This window comes from Anaerolinea thermophila (assembly GCF_020723905.1).
GTDB classification, from domain to species: domain Bacteria; phylum Chloroflexota; class Anaerolineae; order Anaerolineales; family Anaerolineaceae; genus Anaerolinea; species Anaerolinea thermophila_A.
On record NZ_DYHZ01000009.1, the window covers coordinates 128,790 to 150,123 of the forward strand.

Annotated in this window: 20 protein-coding genes; 9 read left to right on the forward strand and 11 right to left on the reverse strand. The window is 55.9% G+C overall.

The window, feature by feature from the left end:
• Positions 1 to 6: 6 nt before the first annotated feature.
• The 8 genes from LHF31_RS13800 to LHF31_RS13835 form a co-directional block, all read right to left on the reverse strand.
• Positions 7 to 1,035, reverse strand: a complete 1,029-nt coding sequence (locus LHF31_RS13800) for an ABC transporter ATP-binding protein (RefSeq protein WP_303774347.1) — start codon at positions 1,033 to 1,035, stop codon at positions 7 to 9.
• 25 nt (positions 1,036 to 1,060) lie between these two features.
• Positions 1,061 to 2,050 carry an ABC transporter permease gene (locus LHF31_RS13805; RefSeq protein ID WP_303774349.1) on the reverse strand — a complete coding sequence of 330 codons (990 nt, stop codon included), beginning with the start codon at positions 2,048 to 2,050 and terminating at the stop codon, positions 1,061 to 1,063.
• A 14-nt stretch (positions 2,051 to 2,064) separates the two neighbouring features.
• A complete protein-coding gene (locus tag LHF31_RS13810) occupies positions 2,065 to 3,264 on the reverse strand; it encodes an ABC transporter permease (protein WP_298007403.1) in 1,200 nt (399 codons plus the stop codon).
• A 99-nt stretch (positions 3,265 to 3,363) separates the two neighbouring features.
• Positions 3,364 to 5,286 carry an ABC transporter substrate-binding protein gene (locus LHF31_RS13815; protein ID WP_303774351.1) on the reverse strand — a complete coding sequence of 641 codons (1,923 nt, stop codon included), beginning with the start codon at positions 5,284 to 5,286 and terminating at the stop codon, positions 3,364 to 3,366.
• Positions 5,287 to 5,603: 317 nt separating this feature from the next.
• Complete coding sequence (gene recR / locus LHF31_RS13820; RefSeq protein WP_013558568.1) at positions 5,604 to 6,209, reverse strand: recombination mediator RecR; 606 nt, start codon at positions 6,207 to 6,209, stop codon at positions 5,604 to 5,606.
• Positions 6,210 to 6,554 carry a YbaB/EbfC family nucleoid-associated protein gene (locus LHF31_RS13825; RefSeq protein WP_013558567.1) on the reverse strand — a complete coding sequence of 115 codons (345 nt, stop codon included), beginning with the start codon at positions 6,552 to 6,554 and terminating at the stop codon, positions 6,210 to 6,212.
• Between the two features lie 14 nt (positions 6,555 to 6,568).
• Complete coding sequence (gene dnaX / locus LHF31_RS13830; RefSeq protein ID WP_303774355.1) at positions 6,569 to 8,248, reverse strand: DNA polymerase III subunit gamma/tau; 1,680 nt, start codon at positions 8,246 to 8,248, stop codon at positions 6,569 to 6,571.
• Positions 8,249 to 8,317: 69 nt separating this feature from the next.
• Positions 8,318 to 8,854, reverse strand: coding sequence for a lamin tail domain-containing protein (locus LHF31_RS13835; RefSeq protein WP_303774357.1), 537 nt, complete (start codon positions 8,852 to 8,854; stop codon positions 8,318 to 8,320).
• A 41-nt stretch (positions 8,855 to 8,895) separates the two neighbouring features.
• Here LHF31_RS13835 and LHF31_RS13840 point away from each other — a divergent pair, with 41 nt between their 5' ends.
• The 9 genes from LHF31_RS13840 (at position 8,896) to LHF31_RS13880 (ending at position 18,057) form a co-directional block, all read left to right on the forward strand.
• A complete protein-coding gene (locus LHF31_RS13840) occupies positions 8,896 to 9,372 on the forward strand; it encodes an NYN domain-containing protein (protein ID WP_303774359.1) in 477 nt (158 codons plus the stop codon).
• 344 nt (positions 9,373 to 9,716) lie between these two features.
• Entirely contained in the window at positions 9,717 to 9,860 is a 144-nt protein-coding gene (locus LHF31_RS13845; RefSeq protein WP_298002562.1) for a hypothetical protein, read from the forward strand.
• The gene (locus LHF31_RS13850) at positions 9,844 to 11,262 is read left to right on the forward strand and encodes a class I SAM-dependent methyltransferase (protein ID WP_303774361.1); all 1,419 of its coding nucleotides are present in this window, start codon (positions 9,844 to 9,846) and stop codon (positions 11,260 to 11,262) included. The genes LHF31_RS13845 and LHF31_RS13850 overlap by 17 nt, the downstream gene beginning before the upstream one ends.
• Positions 11,262 to 13,175, forward strand: coding sequence for a sulfatase-like hydrolase/transferase (locus tag LHF31_RS13855; protein WP_303774363.1), 1,914 nt, complete (start codon positions 11,262 to 11,264; stop codon positions 13,173 to 13,175). The genes LHF31_RS13850 and LHF31_RS13855 overlap by 1 nt, the downstream gene beginning before the upstream one ends.
• 116 nt (positions 13,176 to 13,291) lie before the next feature.
• Positions 13,292 to 14,608: an MFS transporter gene (locus tag LHF31_RS13860; RefSeq protein ID WP_303774365.1), complete on the forward strand. Its 1,317-nt coding sequence runs from the start codon at positions 13,292 to 13,294 to the stop codon at positions 14,606 to 14,608.
• A gap of 3 nt (positions 14,609 to 14,611) precedes the next feature.
• On the forward strand, positions 14,612 to 15,250 hold the full coding sequence (locus tag LHF31_RS13865; protein ID WP_013558562.1) for a hypothetical protein: 639 nt from the start codon (positions 14,612 to 14,614) through the stop codon (positions 15,248 to 15,250).
• A 99-nt stretch (positions 15,251 to 15,349) separates the two neighbouring features.
• Positions 15,350 to 16,273, forward strand: a complete 924-nt coding sequence (locus LHF31_RS13870) for a DNA methyltransferase (protein WP_013558561.1) — start codon at positions 15,350 to 15,352, stop codon at positions 16,271 to 16,273.
• Complete coding sequence (locus tag LHF31_RS13875) at positions 16,270 to 17,073, forward strand: MvaI/BcnI restriction endonuclease family protein (protein WP_013558560.1); 804 nt, start codon at positions 16,270 to 16,272, stop codon at positions 17,071 to 17,073. Before LHF31_RS13870 ends, LHF31_RS13875 begins: the two co-directional genes overlap by 4 nt.
• Positions 17,074 to 17,103: 30 nt before the next feature.
• Positions 17,104 to 18,057, forward strand: coding sequence for an alpha/beta hydrolase (locus tag LHF31_RS13880; RefSeq protein WP_303774369.1), 954 nt, complete (start codon positions 17,104 to 17,106; stop codon positions 18,055 to 18,057).
• A 58-nt stretch (positions 18,058 to 18,115) separates the two neighbouring features.
• Here LHF31_RS13880 and arcC read toward each other — a convergent pair whose 3' ends face one another.
• From arcC to LHF31_RS13895, 3 genes are read right to left on the reverse strand one after another with little or no spacing between them, the layout of a single operon-like run.
• Complete coding sequence (arcC, locus tag LHF31_RS13885) at positions 18,116 to 19,069, reverse strand: carbamate kinase (RefSeq protein ID WP_298009167.1); 954 nt, start codon at positions 19,067 to 19,069, stop codon at positions 18,116 to 18,118.
• A gap of 40 nt (positions 19,070 to 19,109) precedes the next feature.
• On the reverse strand, positions 19,110 to 20,090 hold the full coding sequence (locus LHF31_RS13890) for an ornithine carbamoyltransferase (protein ID WP_298009169.1): 981 nt from the start codon (positions 20,088 to 20,090) through the stop codon (positions 19,110 to 19,112).
• Positions 20,091 to 20,118: 28 nt separating this feature from the next.
• Positions 20,119 to 21,333: a YgeY family selenium metabolism-linked hydrolase gene (locus tag LHF31_RS13895; protein ID WP_298009172.1), complete on the reverse strand. Its 1,215-nt coding sequence runs from the start codon at positions 21,331 to 21,333 to the stop codon at positions 20,119 to 20,121.
• Position 21,334: the final 1 nt, after the last annotated feature.

Sequence of the window (21,334 nt, forward strand, 5' to 3'; positions counted from 1 at the left end):
CTTGATTCAGGCTACCGACAAAGGCGCCCGGTGGTCATCTTTATCTGCATACAGCCAGCAACGCACCTTGTGACCGGGTTTGACTTCCACCAGTTCGGGCTCGTCGCGGGTGCAAATTTCCAGTCCGTACTGCTCGCGCAGGCGGCAACGCGGGGCAAAACGGCAGCCCGGTGGCAGGTTAATCAGGTTTGGCACGCTCCCCGGAATCACCTCCAGCCGGTCGGTCACCTTGCCCAGAATGGGGATGGAAGCGATCAAGCCTTTGGTGTAGGGGTGCAGGGGGTTTTCGAAGAGTTCTTTGACGCTGGCTTCTTCCACAATGCGCCCGGCATACATCACCGCTACCCGGTGCGCCATCTCGGCAATGATGCCCAGGTCGTGGGTGATCAAAATCACCGAGGTGCCCAGTTTCTCGCGCATTTCCTGAATCAGGTCGAGGATTTGCGCCTGAATGGTCACATCCAGCGCGGTAGTGGGTTCATCGGCGATAAGCAGTTCGGGAGACAGCGCCAGCGCCATGGCAATCATCACACGCTGAGCCTGTCCACCGGACATCTCATGCGGGAAGGCTTTGGCTTTGCGTGCCGGGTCAGGGATACCCACCATGGCGAGAAGTTCCACGGCGCGGTTCCAGGCAGCTTCCTTGCCCATATTCTGGTGGATCATCAGCACTTCCGCCACCTGATCACCCACGGTAAAGACCGGATTCAGGCTGGACTGCGGCTGCTGGAAGATCATGGACATACGGTTGCCGCGCATCTTGACCATTTCGGACTCGGGCAGTTTGAGCAAGTCCTGACCGGCAAAGTAAATTTCGCCATCCACCACCTTGCCAGGCACACCCAGCAGGCGCATGATGGAGAGCGAGGTCACGCTTTTGCCACAACCCGATTCGCCAACCAGACCCAGTACCTCACCCTGATTGACGTGGAAATCCACGCCATCTACGGCTTTGACCACGCCGTCTTCGGTGAAGAAGTAGGTCTTGAGGTTTTTGACCTCGAGCAAAGGTTTATTTTGAGTGGATTCGTTCACGGTACTGCTCCTCCAACGGGTGGTTTTATTGTTTCAGGCGCGGATCCAGCGCATCCCGCAAGCCATCGCCGATATAGTTGAACGCCAGCGAGCACAGGAAGATGGGCAGACCGGGAATCAGCGGAAGCCACGGGCGGTCGTACATGTAAGTCTGCGTGGCAGAAAGCATATTTCCCCAGGTGGGAATGGGATCCTGAATACCGAAGCCCAGGAAAGACAGCGAAGCCTCCGCCACGATATAACCCGCCAGAGCCAGCGAGGCATCCACGATGATGGGCGCCAGCGCGTTGGGAATCATGTGCACAAAGATGATGCGCGCGTTGGAAGCCCCCAGTGAACGCGCCGCCTCCACAAAGGTCTGTTCCCGCAGGGTGAGGATCATGCCGCGCATTAACTGCGCCGCAGTCAGCCAGCCCAGACCTGCCAGCACGATGACAATAAGCACCGCCTGACGGGCATCGCTGGGACGCAAAAGCATGACTTTGCCCAGTACATTCAACACTGCATCCGGAATGGGAATAAGATCCGGGTTGCGGATGAGCATCGAAGAAACGATGAGCAGAAGCGGCAAACTGGGGATGGTGAGCAGGAACTCCACAAAGCGCATTAAGACCGAGTCGATCCAACCGCCGTAGAAACCGGCAATGGAACCGACAATGATTCCGATGAGTTCAGAAACCAGCACCGAGAGCACCGCCACGGTGAGAGAGATGCGCCCGGCGTAGAGCAGACGAGAAAAGTAATCGCGCCCGATGTTATCCGTGCCAAGCAGATGCAGTTTCCCATCCACTGTGGTTCCGGGAGCCACAAAGCGGGCATTCACATCCACCTCATCCGGCTCAAAGGGGGCAATCTGCTGAGCAAAGACCGATATTACGAAGATAAAAATCATCACCCCCAGCGAAACCATGGCTAAATGGTGCTTTCGGAAACGCCGCATGACAATGGCAAAAGGAGTTTCCTCTTTGACCGTGCGCATCGATTCGGAACTGACTGTTGCTGCTTTCGTAGCCATTTTCGGGTTTCCTCCTACGAGAATCGGATGCGCGGGTCAACAATGGTGTAGAGGATGTCGCGCAGTAAGGTCGCGATGACCGTCAACACCGCTGTCAGGAAGAGGATCGCCATGGCGGTCGGGTAGTCCGAGTCCCCCAGCGCGAGGAAGTACAGACGCCCCATACCGGGCCAGGAGAAAATCGTCTCGGTGATGATGGCACCTCCGATCAACCCCGGCAGGGTAAAGACCACAATGGTTACAAAGGGGATCAAGCCATTGCGCAGGGCGTGCTTCATAATCACCACCCGTTCGACCAACCCTTTGGCGCGGGCTGTGCGCACGTAATCCTGGCGCAACACTTCCAGCATGCTTCCGCGGATGAAACGGCTCCACCCGGCAATGCTGACGATGGTCAGCACAAACACCGGCAGAACCAGATGCAACCCCTGATCCAGCCCGGAACCGGCTTTCACCGTACCCAGCAGGGGGATGGTGTAATCGCGCACAGCAGTAGCGCTCCCCGCAGGCAGGTAAAACCACCCCAGACGATTGGGCACAATGGAGAAGATCATGATGGAGAGGATGCCGAAGAAGAAGGTCGGCATGGCAGACCCCATGAACGCCAGCGAGGTGAAGATGTAATCAAAGCGGCTGTACTGCTTGACCGCCGAATACACCCCCAGCGGCAGACCAATCACCAGCGCCAGCAGGGTGGAAATGCCCATCAGTTTGACTGTATTGGGGATGCGGCTCACCAGCAAATCCACCACCGGGCGATCGCGGTTTAACCGCCACGAATTGCCAAAATCGCCGCGCAGGACGCCTTTGCTCACGCGACGCCCTTCCAGGTCCTTCAAGTACACGTACTCTTTACACCCAATGGTGCGCACACTGAAGTTGCCTTTGGCGTCCTGGAAGGTCGCCTGAATCTCTTTGTAACACCCCACAGGTACATTGGCAAAGAGTTCCTGTCCGAAGATTTTGACCGGACCGCTGGGGAAGCCAATCAACCAGCGGCTGAAGCGCACCGGCAGGTAAAGATCGAGTTCAAAGTAAGCCCGGATGCGCGCAAAATCTTCCTCGGTAATACGAAAACGACTGTTCTGTTGCATTTGTCGCAAACCGGTAAGCGGCCCGCCTGGAGCAAGGTTGAGCAGTGCGTAGGAGGCTGCCGCCGAAACCAGAATCACGATGATCATCTGGAACAGCCGGCGGATCAGGTATGAGGTCATACAAACTCCCCAATCTCAAGATTTTTCAAGAAGAATGGGCAGATGAGCCCCCATGGGAGAGAGCACCATCTGCCCATTCGAGTCTCCCAGAGTGGGATTTTACTTCACCCAGAGGTTGAAGTCAATATGCTCCCAGGTGGCGCCGGCGATCACGTAGTTCTTGACTTTGCCTTCCTTTTCAGCATTGACTAACTGTTCAGTCAGGCCAGCCAGAGTTTCGGAACCGAGCAGGTCCACCGCGCCGGTGAGCAGTTGCGCTTCGGCGTTTTCGGGGGTCAAGAAGGCGATCACCAGGTTCTTGGTCTTGACCGGGCGATAGTAATTGGGGTTGGCTTCGAAGACCATCTTCTCGCCCTTCACCCATTCCTTGATCACGTACGGACCATAGGACCACCGTTTCTCAGCCACCTCGGGCAGGGTCGCCCAATCTTTGGCGGGGACGTCCTTCAGGGTCTTGCCCTTGTAAGGACCTTCGCTCTCGATGGGCTGGTTGCTCGGGTAGAAGCCGTAGGGCGCCAGGAAGTACAGCGGATCCTGAACGCCGGGCAGCCACGTCACCGTGTAGGACAGACCGTTGAATTCAATCGCCTGAGTCTTGTCGCAGGTGATGAAGGTGGTGGCGCCAGATTCGCGGTCGCAGGCGATCTTGTAACCCAGTTCGAAGTCTGCCTGGGTAACCGGAGAACCATCCTGCCACTTCAAATCATCGCGGAACTCATACTTGACCACCAGTTGTTTCATCTTCACCGGAGTGCCGTCGAATTCGACTTCCTGGCCCTCGGAGTTGATGACTTTCACGCCCTTCTCCAGTTTGACGGGGTTGCCGGAGGCATCCAGCACCATATCGCCTTCTTTGACTTCCACGTCATTGTTCTGCGCCAGACCATTCTCGATGGTGGAGAGTTGCTTCATGGTTTCGGGCTGGAAGTCGTAGTTCAGGCTGGTGTAGGAGCGGAAGCCCATCAGACCGGCGGCGAGGTTCGCCACCATGGCGGATTCAACCAGGGTGAACAGCGAGGCAGGTTCCTGCGTGAAGCCGATCACGATGGTGTCTTTTCCGGGGATCTCCCAGTCATAGACGTTGTAGGTGTAGTACTCTTCACCCGGGGTGGGGGCGAAGCCCTGCAGGGTAGACACAGCCGAGAAGGTCTCGGTGCGGTTGAACAGCGGGATAGCGGGAACGTCCTTGGCGTACTCTTCCTGGACGACCTTGTACCACTTGATGCGCTCTTCTTTGATCAGGGTGTTGTTGGCTTTCTTGATGGCTTCATCAGCCTTGGGATTGCACCAACCCATGTAGTTCTGACCCTGCCAGTTGTTCTCGGGCAGCGGGATCTGATCGCAAGCCCACAGCGTCTGGCCACCGGGGTCAGCCTGACCAACCCACGCAAAGGCGCCGATTTCGAAATCGCGCACCTGCAGACCGGTGGTATCACCAAACCACCAGGAAGCCGGGACGTGGTTGCGCAGGATCTGGATGCCGCAGGCAGCCATTTGCTTTTCCCACACAGCCGCCCATGCCTGGCGGAACGCCGCGGTGGTGGTGTAGAACTTCAGAGCCAGCACCGTGCCGTCATCCTTCTGGCGAACGTTAGCGCCCTCGGGGAGCTTCCAGCCAGCTTCCTCGAGCAGGGCTTTCCCTTTTTCGGGGTCAAACGGATACTGCTGCACCGCGCCTTCACCCGCATAAGCCCAGTGGTTCTTGGGGATGAAGGTATCCATGATCAGTTTGGCGGCGTCTTCATCGCTGATCAGCGGGTAGCCCGCCTTCACCAGATCCAGTTTGTTGGTGCAGTGATACATGGCCTGGCGAACCTTAAGGTCGCTCAGGATGGGATGCGGGGTGGTGAAGGCTTTGCGCTCCACCTCGACGACCTGGGTCTTCTCGACAACCTGTGTCTCTACCACCTTGACCTCTTTGGTCACCTCGACGGTCTTAACAATCGTCTGAGGCTGGCAGGCGGCGAGGACAAGGCTGGCGATAACAACCAGAGCGAGAACCAGCATTGACTTTTGCTTCATGTCCTATCTCCTCCTACAGGATTTGGATTGAAAGATTTTTTCGGGCTTCAAGCCGCCCGATAGCGGAAAAATGGTTGCGCAACACCATGCTGGACTGGCTGCCAACCATCTTCTCCCAAAAGAATGTTGAACTGAACGACTTTCTGGAAAGTTTCCATAAAGGGTGAGATTTTTATACCATCAACCTTTCTGAAAGTCAAGCGATACCCCGCTTGGAAACTTGAAGGCAGAAAAGGCGGGGTGTAGATACCCAATTTATTATACGTGATTCTTGCCCGGCTATCACATGACAGCATGACCCAAAAAGGCGATAAACGTCACAATTCCTGCCTGCCAGCCAGCGCCCGCAGAAGGGTGTTCTGATCGGCGTATTCCAGATCGCCGCCCATGGGCAAGCCGCGCGCCAGCCGGGTAATGCGCACGCCCAGCGGGGCTAACTGCTGGCGCAGGTACAGGGCAGTGGCGTCGCCTTCCATGCTGGGGTTGGTGGCAATGATCACCTCGCGCACCCTGCCTTCCTGCACCCGTTCGATGAGCGGGCGGATGCGCAACTGCTCCGGTCCAATGCCTTCAATGGGGTTCAGCACGCCCTGCAGAACGTGATACCGCCCCAAAAAGCCGCCGGTGCGCTCGATCACCAGCACATCCAGCGGGTCTTCCACCACGCATAACTGCGACTCATCGCGGCGCGGGTCAGCGCAAATCTGACAGCGTTCCTGCCCCGCCAGCATGATGTTAAAACACACCGGGCAGTTTGCCGTCTGACTTTTCACTGCCAGCAGGGCTTCGGCTAACTGCTGAGCCACTTCATCTGGCTGGCGCAGGATAAAAAACGCCAGCCGCGATGCCGTCTTGGGACCGATACCCGGCAAACGCTCAAACGCGGTAATCAGGGCTTCCAGTGGTGCCGGTAAACCAGCCATTTAGAAACCCAGTCCTCCCAGACCACCCAGTCCACCCGCCAGGGGTCCAAGCATTTCTTCTTGTTTCTGGCGGGAAAGTTCCAGCGCCTGATTGATTGCCGCCAGAAGCATATCCTGAAGCATATCGGCGTCGACTTCCTGAAGCAGTTCCGGGGCGATTTCTACCGCTTTGCAGTGCTGATCGCCAGTCATCACAACTTTGATGGCGCCGCCGCCCGAAGTACCGGTGACGGTTTCTTCCGCAAGGCGCGCCTGCGCCTGCTCCATCTGTTCCTGCAGTTTTTTCAACTGTGCCATCATGTTGCCGCCCCCGCCCACCGGCGGGCGATTGAATCCTTTTGCCATGTTCAACCTCCACTCTAAAATGTACCCGATTCCTCCGCGTCGGGGAAGGGGTGTTCGCGTTTATCCACCAGTTCCCCGCCCAGTGAGCGCGCCACATGCACCATGCTGTTGTCCGAACCGCTCTCGCTTTCATCCGGAAGGGTTCCCCTGGGGCTGACCACACAGCGCACTGGCACGTCCACACCCAGCACCTGCTTCAATGCGGTACGCAGCAGGGCAAGGTTATCCTCTGTTTCCATCTTTTTCTTCAAGACCTCGGTCTGATACACCAGCACCAGCACCCCGTCTTTCAACGCATAGGTGCGGCAGGAATTGAGCGCCGCCGCAGTCAAACTGTTGCGCCCCCGCACCAGCGCGCGCACTTTGTCCCAGTTCTGGCGCAGATGTTCCTGTGTCAAACCGGCAGACGTTCCAGGAGAGACAGGCGCCCGGTCGGCAGAAGCCGGGGCAGATTTTGGGACGGATGCACCTGCCGCGGGCTTTGCTGACGGAGCCGGACTGACCTTTGCCCGCTCTGCTCTGGCAGGGGCAGAAGAGACAGCAGGGGACTCAGCCGGGGCGGGCATCTGCGGCGAATCCGCCACAGGGCGGTTCATCCCCGGCGCCTCGGGGGACGTTCTGTCCAGCGTGGCTTCCACCAGCGCCAGTTCCAGCCCCAGCCCGGGGTGCACTGCCGTGCGTGCCTCGACGGCGGCAGTGTGAAACAGGCGAATGACCTCCACCAGTTGCTCCACCTCAAAGCGTCCTGCCTGCGCCGCCATTTGAGCGCGGTTTTCCGGGGTGGCATCCACCAGCGCAGCGTTGTTCATGCGCACCAGCAACAGCCCGCGCAGGTAATCCACCACCTGACGGGCAAACTGGCGCGGATCGGCGCCGCCGTCCAGCGTCTGCTGGATGATTTGCAAGCCCCGGGCGGCATCGCGGGCAAGAATGGCATCCACCAGTTGCCGGATGGGTTCGCCCGCCGCGGTGCCCAGTACACTCTGCACCATCTCCAGAGACACCCGCTCGCCAGTGGACGACAACTGATCGAGAATGGAAATGGCATCGCGGAAACTGCCGGTGGCTTGCCGGGCGATCATCACCAGCGCATCCTCATCCACCGCCAGACCGTCCTCGGTGGCTTTCTGGCGCAGGAGCGCGGCAATCTGCTGAACCGGAACGCGCCGAAACTCATGGCGTTGACAGCGCGACAGCACCGTAGCAGGGATTTTGTGTACCTCGGTGGTGGCTAAAATGAAAATAGCATGCGGGGGAGGTTCTTCCAGCGTCTTCAGCAGGGCGTTGAACGCCGCTGTGGAGAGCATGTGCACTTCGTCAATGATATACACCTTGTAGCGCCCCTGCGAGGGGGCAAAGTTGATTTTGTCGCGCAGGTCGCGCACATCTTCCACGCTGGTATTGGATGCCGCGTCAATCTCGATGAGGTCCAGAAAGCGCCCTTCGTTGACCGCCACGCAGTGCGCGCAGTGATCGCAGGGGCGGTTTGCCGGGTCTTCGTCCAGACAGTTCACCGCTTTGGCGAGCAGGCGCGCGGTGGTAGTTTTGCCCGTGCCGCGCGGGCCGGCAAAGAGATAGGCATGTCCTACCCTGCCGGTGCGCACCGCGTTGCGCAGCGTTTGAATGATGTGGTCCTGCCCCACCACCTGTTCCCACAGGCGGGGGCGCCATTTGCGGTACAGGGCTTGCGCCATGGAATGCCCTCCTTGCGTGTTTGCGGGATGATTTTACTCGAAACCTGCCCCAAAAGCCATATGCCGCACTCAGGGCACCGTGTAGGTGGCATGCACCTGTCCGGCGGGGTCCACCAGTGTGACCACCTCGCCCGGACGCCACACGGCTTCGGAGCGGTTCCAGTACAGTTCCGAGACGGTATCGGTTCCCGTGCGGGTGTAGATGAGCAATCCGCCGTTGGGGAAGAGCGTCAAGCCGGGGGGGAAGCGCAGTTCATTGCCGTCTTCATCGCGCAATACCCAGCCGTCCATGTTCAAATCCCCCTCTCCAACCCGTTTGAGCACCACGTATTCCTGCTGTGGGTCGGTTGCGCCAATCACCGCGACAATCTGCACCAGCGGCTCACCGGTGTAAGGGGTGGGCGAAGGCGCCGCCTCAACCGGCGGCGGAGGAGCAGTGGGCGTGACGGTTGCCTGCGCCGCTACCGGGGTGGGGAACACCGGCAGGATGCTCTGGGCACGTCCATGGGTGCGCTCCCAGGCATACAGCACCGCCAGCATGGTCGCGGCGGACACGAGGACGTTCAAAAGCAGGTAAAGCCATAAAGAGGTACGTGGTCGTCTCATCGTTTCTGAATCATAGCATAAAAGCGGGGTAAAATGAACCTGTGAAATACCTGATTGACGGGCACAACCTCATCCCCCACCTGCCGGGTCTGAACCTTGCCCAGATTGAGGACGAAGAACGGCTCCTTGCGCTGTTGCAGGAGTTTGCCCGTCTGCGACGCTGCACCATCGAGGTGTTTTTTGACAAAGCCCCGCCGGGACGTGCCGGAGAGCGCCGGGTGGGCAATATCACCACCCACTGGGTGGCAGAAGGAAAAACCGCCGACAGTGCCATCATCGCCACCCTGCAAAGGCTGGGAAAGCGTTCCGTCGAAGTCACTGTAGTCACCTCTGACCGCCAAATCCTTGCCGAAGCCCGCAAACTGCGGGCGCGCACCCTGCGCGCGGACGAATTCGCCCGACAATTACAGAGCGCCCGCGCCCCCAAACCCGCTCCCGGTGCCGAAAAGCCCGAGAGGGTCTCCGAAGAGGAAGTAGAGAAATACCTGAATCTCTTCCGCAAAAATAGAAATAAATAAGGTAATTTTTCTCATGTTTTTCTAATGCAATCTCTAAAAAAATATGCTATATGATGAATGGAGATGCCAAAAAACTTTTACTGGTAGGGGCGTCTCCCCCCAATCGATGTTCAGCCCGTCCCCCCCGGGTTGAACCGGAATGCTGGTGGCATTCCCTCCCTGAAGATTGTCCGGTATGTCCCCCCCATACCGGACAATCGCTGTGAATCCCAAAAATGAGCGCTCTCTTCCGAACCAGCATAAACCTTTCCCTGAATACCCGGGGCGTGCTGAAATCCCCCAACTTGACGTCCCCCCTCCATGCCATTATACTTTCCTGCAACCTTTGATTGTGGGAGCAAGAAATGTACGTAGATCCGGGAACAGGGAGTGTCCTTCTGCAAATCATTCTGGGAGCCGTCCTCGGCGGCGGGGTGTTGATTAAAGTCTTCTGGAAGAAAATCACTGCCCTGTTTGGCAAAAAAGATTCGCATGACCCTCAACCCTGAGCCAGCGTCAGGTCTGGAAGTTCATCGCGCCTCATTTCGGGATCCCAGTGGTTTTGTTTTTCGCCGCGGAGGACGCCTGTACCGGCAGGTCAATTCCATTTATGCGCGCGAATACGACCACCTGATGCGCTCCGGGTTGTATCAGCGCCTGATAGACAGAGGCTGGCTGATTCCCCATCAAGAAGTCAACGAAGACCCGCTTGATCCCTCTACCTGCTACCGGGTGATTGAGCCAGAAGCGATTCCCTTCATCTCTTACCCCTACGAATGGTGCTTCTCCCAACTGAAGGATGCCGCTCTGCTCACGCTGGCAATCCAGAAAGAAGCCCTGCAGGCAGGCATGATTCTAAAAGATGCCAGCGCCTACAACATCCAGTTTCACCGCGGTAAACCCATCCTTATGGATACCCTGAGCTTTGCCCTGTATGAGGAAGGCGCGCCGTGGGTGGCATACCGTCAGTTCTGCCAGCATTTCCTTGCGCCGCTGGCGCTGATGAGCAGAGTGGATTTGCGCTTTGGACGGCTCTCTACCCTGTACATGGACGGCATTCCGCTGGATTTTGCCAGCCGCTTACTGCCGTTCTCCACCCGCTTTGATTTCGGACTGGTAAGCCATCTTCACCTGCACGCTCAGGCACAACAGGCGGTATCGCGGGCTGTGGAGAAACCTTCCACACCCCCCTCTCCCCTCCGGATGAGTAAACTGGGACTGATCGGGCTGATTGACAGTCTCGAATCAACGGTACGCCGCCTGCAAGTCCCCCTCCGGAAGACTGGCTGGGTGGAGTACTACCGGCACACCAATTACACCGACACCACCTTCGAGAGCAAAAAGCGCCTTGTTCAGGAAACCATCCAGCACCTCTCTCCACGGACAATCTGGGATCTGGGCGCTAACACGGGCATCTTCAGCCGCATTGCCGCTGAAATCAGCGGTGCGCTGGTGGTATCAGCCGATTTTGATCCCGAAGCCGTCGAGGTAAACTATCAGCAGGCAAAGCAGGAAAACAACCCTCATGTGCTCCCGCTGGTCATCGATTTGACCAATCCCTCGCCTGCAATTGGCTGGGACAATGCCGAACGGGAAGCCTTTTATCAACGTGCCCCCGCCGATGTGGTACTGGCGCTGGCGCTGGTCCACCATCTGGCAATTGGCAACAACGTACCTCTGGAGCGCCTTGCCGCTACCTTCTCTCGACTGGGAAAATTCCTGCTGGTCGAATTTGTACCGAAAGAAGATTCGCAGGTGCAGAAACTTCTGCGCTCCCGAGATGACATTTTCCCCGCATACCATCTGGAGGGATTTAAGACGGCATTTGCCCCTTATTTCCACCTGGAAAAAGAAATGCCCATCGAAGGCAGTCTGCGCACCCTTTTGCTTTACCGGAATTCTCAAATCTGATGTTCAAACGGTTGTCTCCATTTTCTACCCGTGAACCCGCCTGGTCAGGGCTATTTCTGATGACCTCGCTCTCTGCCCTGATTTATGCGCTGATGGAATGGCTGTTCCTGACCACCAAGCCTTCAGCCATTGCCATCCTGCCCATTTCGGAAAAGATACGCATCCTGCTGTTGAGTTTTGCCCTGCTCAACGGCGCGGCGCTTGCCCTGCTGGCAGGATTGGGAGCAGGATGGCTGCTCTTCCGGTGGCACATCTGGAAACGGCTGGGGATCCTTCTTCCCGCAGGGATTTTGAGCGGACTGACCCTTCTCCTGGTTGATAACTTCACCTATACGCTGTTCCGGTTCGGGGTTTCCACATCTGTGGGATGGAGCCGTGCCCTGTACCTGCTGGGTTTCGCCATCATCCTGTTGCTTTGGACGCGCGAGGTGAGCGGCTGGCTTGCCGCGTGGGCAAACCGATCCCAACGCCGCCGCCTGTGGATGGCGCCCGCCGCGCTGGCTGGCTTAACAGTTGCTCTGCTGGCTCTCACCTACATTCCACCGCAGGCAACGCATCCTCCGCTGTGGAGCGCCGGAGCATCCGCGCGAAAAAACCTGCCCCACATCCTGCTCATCACCGCCGATGGGCTGAACGCCAACCACCTTTCGGCGTACGGGTACGAGCGGGACACCACCCCTCGTCTGCGACAACTGGCAGAACGCTCACTGGTGGGCGAAAATGCCTATTCCAACTCCGCCAACACTGCTGGCGGGGTGGTTGCCATTCTCACCGGCAAATACCCCACCACCAATCGCTTGCTTTACCCGCCGGATACCCTCAAAGGCGAGAACGCTTTCCAGCACCTGCCCTATATCCTCAAAACGTATGGGTATACGAGTGTTCAATATTCCTTTCCCTACTTTGTGGATGCCTATACCCTTAACATCCAGTCGGGGTTCGACGTAGCCAACGGGACGGTTTTTCGACAAAGCACCTTCCTCACCCGCCTGCAAACCATCTTCGATGAAGCCAGCGCGGGCTACCTGTACGAACTCCTCAAGCGCATCGCTGACCGGCTTCGCCACATCTTCTTCCTGAAGACCATGACCAACTACCGCCTGCTTTTACCCACCAACCCGCAGGCGCTTCCATTTGAGTACCGCGATGAAGAAAACCTCAAACAGGTTCTGGATACGCTGACCACCTCAGATAAACCCGTCTTTGCCCACCTGCACTGGATGGGTACCCACCCGCTGGGACGCAAGTTTTACCCCCGCGTGCAGGTCTTTTCTCAGGGACAGAGCGTGGATCAACAGGGCGAGTTCAACCCCGATTTCTACGACGATAAAATCCTGGAATTCGATCAGGCACTGGGACAAATTCTTGACACACTGGAAGCCCATGGGCTGGCAGATCAAACCGTGCTGGTCATTGCCAGCGATCACGGCTTCATCTTCAACAATCTGGCGCGCCTGCCGTGGATTATCCACTTTCCCGAAGACGCCTATGCGCGGCGCATTCAGCAGGAAGTGCAGAACATTGACCTTGCCCCTACCCTGCTGGAGTATCTAAGCATCCCTATCCCCGAATGGATGGAAGGTCAGTCGGTTTTGCGCGCCGACCCGGGTAAGCGTCCCATTTTCGGTACCGGCGTGGGCGATACCGTGAAGACCGAAAACGGCTTTCTGGTAGAAGAGACCGTCAAGCCTCCTTTTTATAATTTCGGGTTCGTGTCGGTGGTCTCCTGTAATCAGTGGTATCGGTTAAAACTGAATTCTCGAATCTGGGAGACGGGGCAGATTCCAGATGGCACCGCGCCCTGTACGCCCATTCCAGAGGAAGAAGCCTTCCGCCTCATTGTTCAGCACTTGCAGGAACGCGGCTTCGACACCGGAACTTTGAGCAGTTTCTCTGTGGTAAAACGCCCCTGAGGGTTTTCCATCTCCACTCTATGAAGATAAAGCCGGGCACGCCTGCCCGGTTTTATCTTTTGCCCATCCGGAGAAGCAGGATATAATGACCGTATCTCATTGAGGGGATTCAAACAATGCGGTCCACACTTACCACCCCAAAACCTGCCTCGCGCATTCCCAACACTTTTCGGGCATTGCGTCATTACAACTACCGCGTCTGGTTTGCAGGACAGACCATCTCCCTCAGCGGCACATGGATGCAGACCATGGCGCAACAGGTCCTGGTGTACCGTCTCACCGGTTCGGCGGCGGCGCTGGGATTGATCAGTTTCATCGGTCTGATCCCGCTTATCCCCTTTTCGCTGTGGGGCGGCTCGCTCACCGACCGCTTTCCCAAACGGGATGTCATCCTCTGGGCACAGGTGGTCATGATGGCACAGGCGCTTCTGCTCTCGTGGCTCACCTGGAGCGGCAGGGTGCAGGTATGGCACATTTACGCCCTTTCGCTTCTGCTGGCGGCGGTGAATGCCGTGGATCTACCTGCCCGGCAAGCCTTCACTGTGGATATGGTTGAGGGCAAAGAGGACCTCACCAACGCCATTGGCTTGAACTCCGCCATGTTCAACCTTGCCCGCGCCCTGGGACCGGCACTGGCAGGGCTGGTAGTGGCGGCAATTGGCGAGGGACCTGCCTTTTTCTTCAACGCCCTCACCTTCGTGCCGGTAATTCTGGCTTTGCTCTCCATGCGCAACCTGCCGCAATCCTCTCGCCCCCCGCAGGCGCACAGCACGGTTCGTCACATCCTGGAAGGACTGCGCTATGTGATCAGCAAACCGGTGCAGTTGCTCTTGATGAGCCTGGTGGCTGTGAGCGCCTTCCTTTCCATGCCCTACAACACCCTCATGCCGGTCTTCGCTCAGGACGTGCTCAGTGCAAGCGCCCAGCCGGTAATTGCCCGGGTGTGCGAAGGACCTGCCCGCCTGTTTTCCTGTCAGTCTCCGCAAGCCCTGCCGTTAGGCATGTTGCTCACCGCTGTGGGGGTCGGTGCAGTGCTGGGGGCGCTGTTTGTGGCATCCCTGCCCGCTGAGAGTCACCGCGGGCGCTGGCTGACGCTGGGCAACCTGGGCTTTCCGCTGGCATTGCTCTTCGTGGCAGTTTCCCGTTCGTTTCTTTTTAGCCTCTTCATGATGATGGCGGCTGGCTGGATGTTCGTCCTGCAGAACGCTCTGGCGAACACCCTTATTCAAATGACCGCCCCGGACGAGGTGCGCGGACGGGTGATGGGGTTCTACACCATGACCATTCAGGCTTTCATGCGTCTGGGCGCGCTTCAGGCAGGATACGTTGCCGACTGGATCGGTGCACCGCTGGCGCTGGGCATGGGCGCTCTGCTTTCTCTGCTGTACGGCGGCTGGGTAGCCCTGTTCAAACCGGTGATTCGGAGGTTATAAGCCATGCACTGGAAGCGGGATCTCGCCAGCAAGTTCTTCGATGGCATTCTGCCGGTCATCGTCCTGTACCTATTGTGGCAGACGATTCTGCTTCCCATGGGCATCCTCTACCACCGCTCTGGCGGACCGGGGCTGATGGTGTACGCGCTGGCGCTCATCGCGGTAGCCGTGTACAGTTTTCAGCGGGGACTGAATACCCGCTCTGCTGAAACCACACGGGGATGGTACGGGATGGCAGGCGGGCTGGTCGCCTGGGCGGCAACGGAATTCGCCAGCATGCTCAGCGAGGGTAAACTCTCCGGTCTGGACACCGCCATCGCCCTGCTTCTGGCAATTCTCATCACCACCCTGATGTGGCGGCAGTATCTGCCCGTGGGAGCGCGTTTTTTCCTGACCACCTACCTCGCCAACGGGGTGGGACATATTTTGATGACCTTCTTCCGTCTGCTGGCGGGCACTTCCCCGGCGGCAATGTTGTTTTTCTTGATTCTTGGTTACGCCGCCATTGCCATAACGCTGGGCGGACTGATCTGGATAATGTTTTTCAGCGAGCGGCGGCTTCAGCGCATGTGGGCGGCGCTCATCATCCTGCTGGCAGGCAGTGCGGCAGTGTACATTTTCCGCGGCGGCTGGTTTGGCTGAGCATCTTACGCAGAATCATTCAAAACAATTTTATGAAAGACAGTATAATTTATTTCACCATATTTAAATTATTGTTTCCCATAGTCTGGAGTCAACCTTATGAATGATACATACACCGGAATTTCTCTTCCTTTGAAAGTAAAAGAAGCCCAAACTCTTTATCGAACAAAACTATCTATTGGGTATACAAGAACCTGTTCATGTCCTCCTAATCACTTAAGTTGCCTATCAGCTAAAGAATGGATCAAGTGTCAACTAGGAGTTTGGCAGTTTAATTACGAAGGGAGAGATATTCGTGATAAAAGTATTCACCCTGCAACTTTTCCAATTTCTCTCTCAAAAAAAGTGATCAGCTTATTTACCCATGAAGGAGAATTGGTTCTAGATCCGTTTGTCGGAAGTGGAACTACTTTGGTTGCAGCAAGGGATCTTAATCGAAACGCTGTAGGTTTTGACCTTCAAGAAAAATATATTGATTTATGTGCTGAGCGATTAGCAACTAATAACCTTTTCAATAACGCCCAACAGGTAGCAATTCATGATGATGCCAGAAATATTCCTAATTACCTTGAACCCGAAATGGTAAGTCTAATATGGACATCTCCCCCTTATGCAAATTTGCTGAATCGAAAACGTCTTAATAAATCGAGACGTGATAGAAAGAATGAACAGTTTGGGAAAATTGAACAATATTCCCAAGATCCTTCCGATTTAGGAACAATGCCTCTTGAGGAGTATACTAGAGCAATGGGTGAAATTTTTGAGAAGTTACTCCCTTTGTTAAAACCTAGAGGGCATTGCGTAATCAACGTTCCCGATATGTGGTGGGAAGATAAAAGAATTACCATCCACGTTTCTCTCATTGAAGAGTTAAGACAAAGAGGTTATGAGCTGAGGAATATAATCATTTGGGATCGGACAAACATTGTTAACAAAATCGGAATTTTCGGCTGGCCCAGTAATTACATCACAATGGGAACTACATTTGAATATCTGCTTGATTTCTGGAGACCTTCACAATGATAACATTTACTAAAGAAGATTTAATAGAAAAAATTCATCAAATCAGTAGAGAAGGCTGGAAAAAAAGTGTAAAACAAACTATAGAGCGAAGAAATGATGGCGCTGTAGGAAATACTTTGGAATGTTTACTGGGATTATCAGAAAACAATCTGCCAATTCCAAATGCACAAGAATGGGAGTTGAAGGGACAAAGAGAACATACATCTTCCCTAATTACTCTCAAACATTTAGAACCTTCCCCAACTGCTTTGCAAATTGTTTCATGTATATTACTTCCGAATTTTGGATGGAGACATAAAGAAGCAGGGAAAAAATACCCTAATGATGAAAAAAGTTTTCGTTCAACTACAGATGCTATTCATTACACAAATAGAGGTTTCAAATTAGTTCTAGACCGAAATGCGAGAAAACTTCGCTTTACTTTTTCTAAAGATCATATAGATGCAAGCGACCCTTCTATAAAAGAGTGGGCAAATTCGGTACCTGATTCTCTATGCCCTGAACCATACTGGGGATTTCAAGACTTAGAGTATGCAATTGGTTCTAAAATTAAGAATTGTTTCTATGTAATTGCTGAGTCAAAAATAGAAAATAGGCATGAATTTTTTCTGTACAAAAAATTGTTTGTCTTATCTGGATTCGATTTTGAAAGATTCTTAAACTGTATTGAAATGGGGTTGGTATTTGTGGACTTTGATGCTCGCACAGGACATAATCATGGAACAAAATTCCGGATAAAACAAAATTCATGGAAAAATCTTTATAAAAGCGTACAAGAAATTAATTTACTGGAAGAATAACATTCTTCATTCTTTTGAAAAGGTCTTATAATGAGTTTTGTCAGTCAATTGTTTCTGGGCGTTCTGCGCCTGTTTCCTTTCGTCCCACACAGTAACTGGAGCATTCACCAGCAAAGAGACGTTCTGGAGTTTTACGCCCGGCTTTTGCTGCACACTCCGCCCGGTGTGCGCATCGGCTTTGCCGCCGCAGGTGGTCCACGCGCCGAGTGGCTCATTCCCGAACGCAACACCCCCGATCAGGTCATTCTCTACCTGCACGGCGGGGCTTACACAGTCGGCTCCCCCCGCACCCACCGCGAGATGGCGGGCTACCTCTCCCTGTTTGCGCGCACCCGCGCCCTGGTGGTGGATTACCGCCTTGCGCCCGAGCACCCCTTCCCCGCCGCGCTGGAAGACGCCCTTGCCGCCTATCATCACCTTCAACGGCTGGGGTACCCGCCTCACAAAATCGCTTTTGCCGGTGATTCGGCAGGCGGGGGGCTGGCAATGGCAACCCTGCTGGCACTGCGCGACCGCGGCGAGCCTCTGCCCGCCGCCGCGGCGCTGATGTCGCCGTGGACGGATCTGACAGGAGTGGGCGATTCGGTCAAGACGCACGAAACCCGCGACCCGCTCATCCATCCCGGCGACCTGCCGGTTGCCGCCCGCCTGTACTTGCGCGATCTTGACCCGCGCCATCCTTACGCTTCGCCACTGTACGGCGATTTTCACGGCTTACCCCCCATCCTCGTGCATGTTGGCACCGAGGAACTGCTCTTCACCGATTCTACCCGCCTGGTTGACCGCCTGATCGAAGACGGGGTGAACGCCGAACTGGTCATCTGGGAAGGCATGTGGCACGTTTTTCAACTGTTCACCCTGCGCGTGCCGGAGTCGTGGCGCTCTCTGCGTCAGATGGGCTCCTTTCTGCACCGCCATCTCTCCCGCGCGGGTGTGGAAATCCGGTCAGAACCCGCGGAAAGCGAGAAAGCGCTCGCTTTATAAAAACAAACAACCTGCCTTGTGGGCAGGTTGTTGATGAAAAAACCGTTTTCCAGAAACGTTACGGCACAATCCAGGTACCGGTTTCGCCGCGCAGAGCGCGCCCGATGTTCTCCGGGCTGGTGATGAGGGCTTCTTTACCGCCCGCCTCCAGATAGCGGATGCAAGCCTGCACCTTGGGGAGCATGGAGCCTTTGGCAAAGTGCCCTTCCTGAATATATTGTTTGGCTTCGGCTACCGTCATGCGATCAATGAGTTTTTCGTTGGGCTTACCATAGTTCAGCGCCACCTTCTCCACCGCGGTGGAGATGATGAAGATATCCGCGTTGATTTCCTGCGCCAGCAGGCTGGAGGCATAGTCCTTGTCAATGACCGCGGCAACGCCCACATAATCGCCGTCGCCTTTGTCAATGACGGGGATGCCGCCACCGCCCACGGTGATGACGATCACACCCGCCTCAATCAGGGCTTTAATGGTATCCAGTTCCACCACCTCTTTGGGATCGGGAGACGCCACCACGCGCCGCCAGCCGCGCCCGGCATCTTCCACCACCGTCCAGCCCAGTTCTTCGGCTTTGCGTTTGGCTTCTTCCTCGGTCATGAACCCGCCAATCGGTTTGGTGGGATGCAGGAAGGCGGGGTCGTTTTTGTCCACCAGCACCTGCGTGATCACTGTGGCTACGTTCTGGTGAATCTTGCGGCGGAACAGTTCGTTCTGCAGGTTCTGCTGGAGCAGGTAGCCGATCAAGCCCTGGCTCTCGGCGCCGCACACATCCAGCGGCGTCTCGGGCAGGTTTTCCACCTTGGCGGCAACCTCCGACTGGCGCAGAATCAACCCCACCTGCGGACCATTCCCATGACCGATGGCAACGTTCCAACCCGCTTCGATCATATCAGCAATGTGGTAGCAGGTCTCTTTGGCGGCTTGATACTGATCTTCGATTTTCTGGTGGGCGTTGTCTTTAATCAACGAGTTTCCACCAATGGCAATGACTGCGGTTTTCTTTCTGGACATCTTCACTCCTCACCCATTGAAAATTTTAAGATTGAACATCTTACGACATGGTCAAAGCCATGACGGCTTTCTGAACGTGCAGGCGGTTTTCCGCCTCATCGTACACCACCGAGTGCGGACCGTCAATAACCTCATCGGTCACTTCCAGGTTGCGATCGGCGGGCAGGCAGTGCATGTAGATGCTGTCCTCTTTGGTCAGGTCCATACGGCGCTGGTCCGTAATCCAGTCGCGGTACTTTTCGATGAGCGCCTTGCCCTCGTTCTTATCGGTGGTGGTCACCAGCGGACCCCACGACTTGGGATAAACCACATCGGCATCTTTGAAGGCTTCGTCCATATCGTGGACGATTTCGAAGCCGGAGTGGTATTTGCGGGCGTTCTCGCGCGCCATCTCAACGATTTCGGGCATGAGTTTAAACTCCGGGGGATGCGCCAGCACCACATCGGCGCCGAAGCGGGTCAACTGCAGGATGAGTGACTGCGGAACAGAAATGGGCTTGCTGTAGGAAGCGGCATACGCCCACGAGACGACAATCTTGCGGCGGCGCAGGTCGCGTCCTTTTTTCTCCATGATGGTCATTAAATCAGCCAGACACTGGAAGGGATGATACACATCGCACTGCATGTTCAGCACAGGAACGCGGGAGTAGCGGGCAACCTCGTTAATGTATTGATTGCCGAACTGCCAGTCGCACTGGCGGATGGCAATGCCGTCGAAGTAACGCCCGAAAATCTCGCCGATTTCCTTAGCGGTATCGCCGTGGGCAATCTGGGTGGTGTCCGAGTCGATGAAAGCGGCGTGCCCGCCCAGTTGCGCCATACCGGCTTCAAACGAGCCGCGGGTACGCGTGCTGGTGAAGAAGAACAGCATGGCAAGAGTTTTATCGCGCAGAAGGGGATGGGGTTCTCCGAGCGCGCGCTTGCGTTTCAGATCCCATGCCACTTCCAGCACGGTTTCGACTTCCTCTTTGGAAAAATCCAGGTCTCCGATGAAGTCGCGTCCTCTTAGGTTGGTTTGCATAACAAAATCCTCCTGTGAAAAAATGAATTTACATTGTTTCTTGGATGATGCGCGGCAGAAGAGCGTAGAACTCGGTGGCTTTGACCACCTCTGCCAGCGGGACGTGCTCCGCCATGGCATGAGCCAGACGCTCATCGCCGGGACCAAAGCCAATGCTGGGAATGCCCGCCTTGCCCGCCCAGTAGATGCCATTGGTGCTGAAATCCCATTTTCCCGAAGGCGCCTCGGGCAAGCCGATGGCGGCGCGGGTCTTCTGTCCTGCCTGCACCAGAGGATGATCCTCCTCCAGCGCCCAGGCGGGGAAGTACTTATCCACCGGGAAGACAAAGCCCGTGTAGGAGGGTTCGTCGTAGAACAGTTCCTCAATGGTAATGGACTCACGGTCCTTTTCGGGGATGAGCGCGCGCACCTGTTCAATGACCTGCTCTTTGGTCTCGCCAAAGGTCATGCGCCGGTCAATGAAAATCACCGCTTCATCCGGCACGGCGTTGATGCTGGCAGTGCGCACCTTCATATCCGTCACAGTGATCTTACCGTGTCCAAGGAAGGGATGATCGCCCAGCGAAGGCTCCAGATCCCGAATACCGGCAATGACCGGAAGAAGTTTGTAGATGGCATTATCACCCAGATGGTTGGATGCGGCGTGTGCGCTCTTGCCGCGCGCCGTCACCTTGAACTCCAGGCGTCCCTTGTGCCCGCGGTACACCTTCATCATGGTGGGTTCGCCAATGACGACAAAATCGGGGCGCACGGCGGGGTCCACCTCGACGAAGGAATTGGGAGCAATGCCATCGCACCACTCTTCCATGTTGCCAAAGTAGTACACCGTCCAACCCTCCAGCAAGCCCAGATCGCGGGCAATTGCCAGCCCGTACACCATGCCGGGGGTACTGCCTTTCTCATCCACTGCACCGCGCGCGTACAGGCACCCGTTTTCAATTTTGCCCTCGAAGGGGTCATAGGGCCATTCGGCGGGGTCGCCCACGCCCACGGTGTCAATGTGCGAGTCGTACACCATCACCTTTGGACCGTTGCCGATGCGCCCAAGGATGTTGCCCATCTTATCAAAGCGCACCTCGTCAAAGCCCAGTTTGCGCATTTCTGCGCCGATGCGTTCGCCAACGGGTCCAATTTGCGATTCCATGCTCGGAATGGCGCAAATTTCGCGCAGGAAGCGGATGATCTCCTCTTCCGACTGACGCACACGTTCCTGAATGGTTTGCACAATGTGAGAGTCTACCATA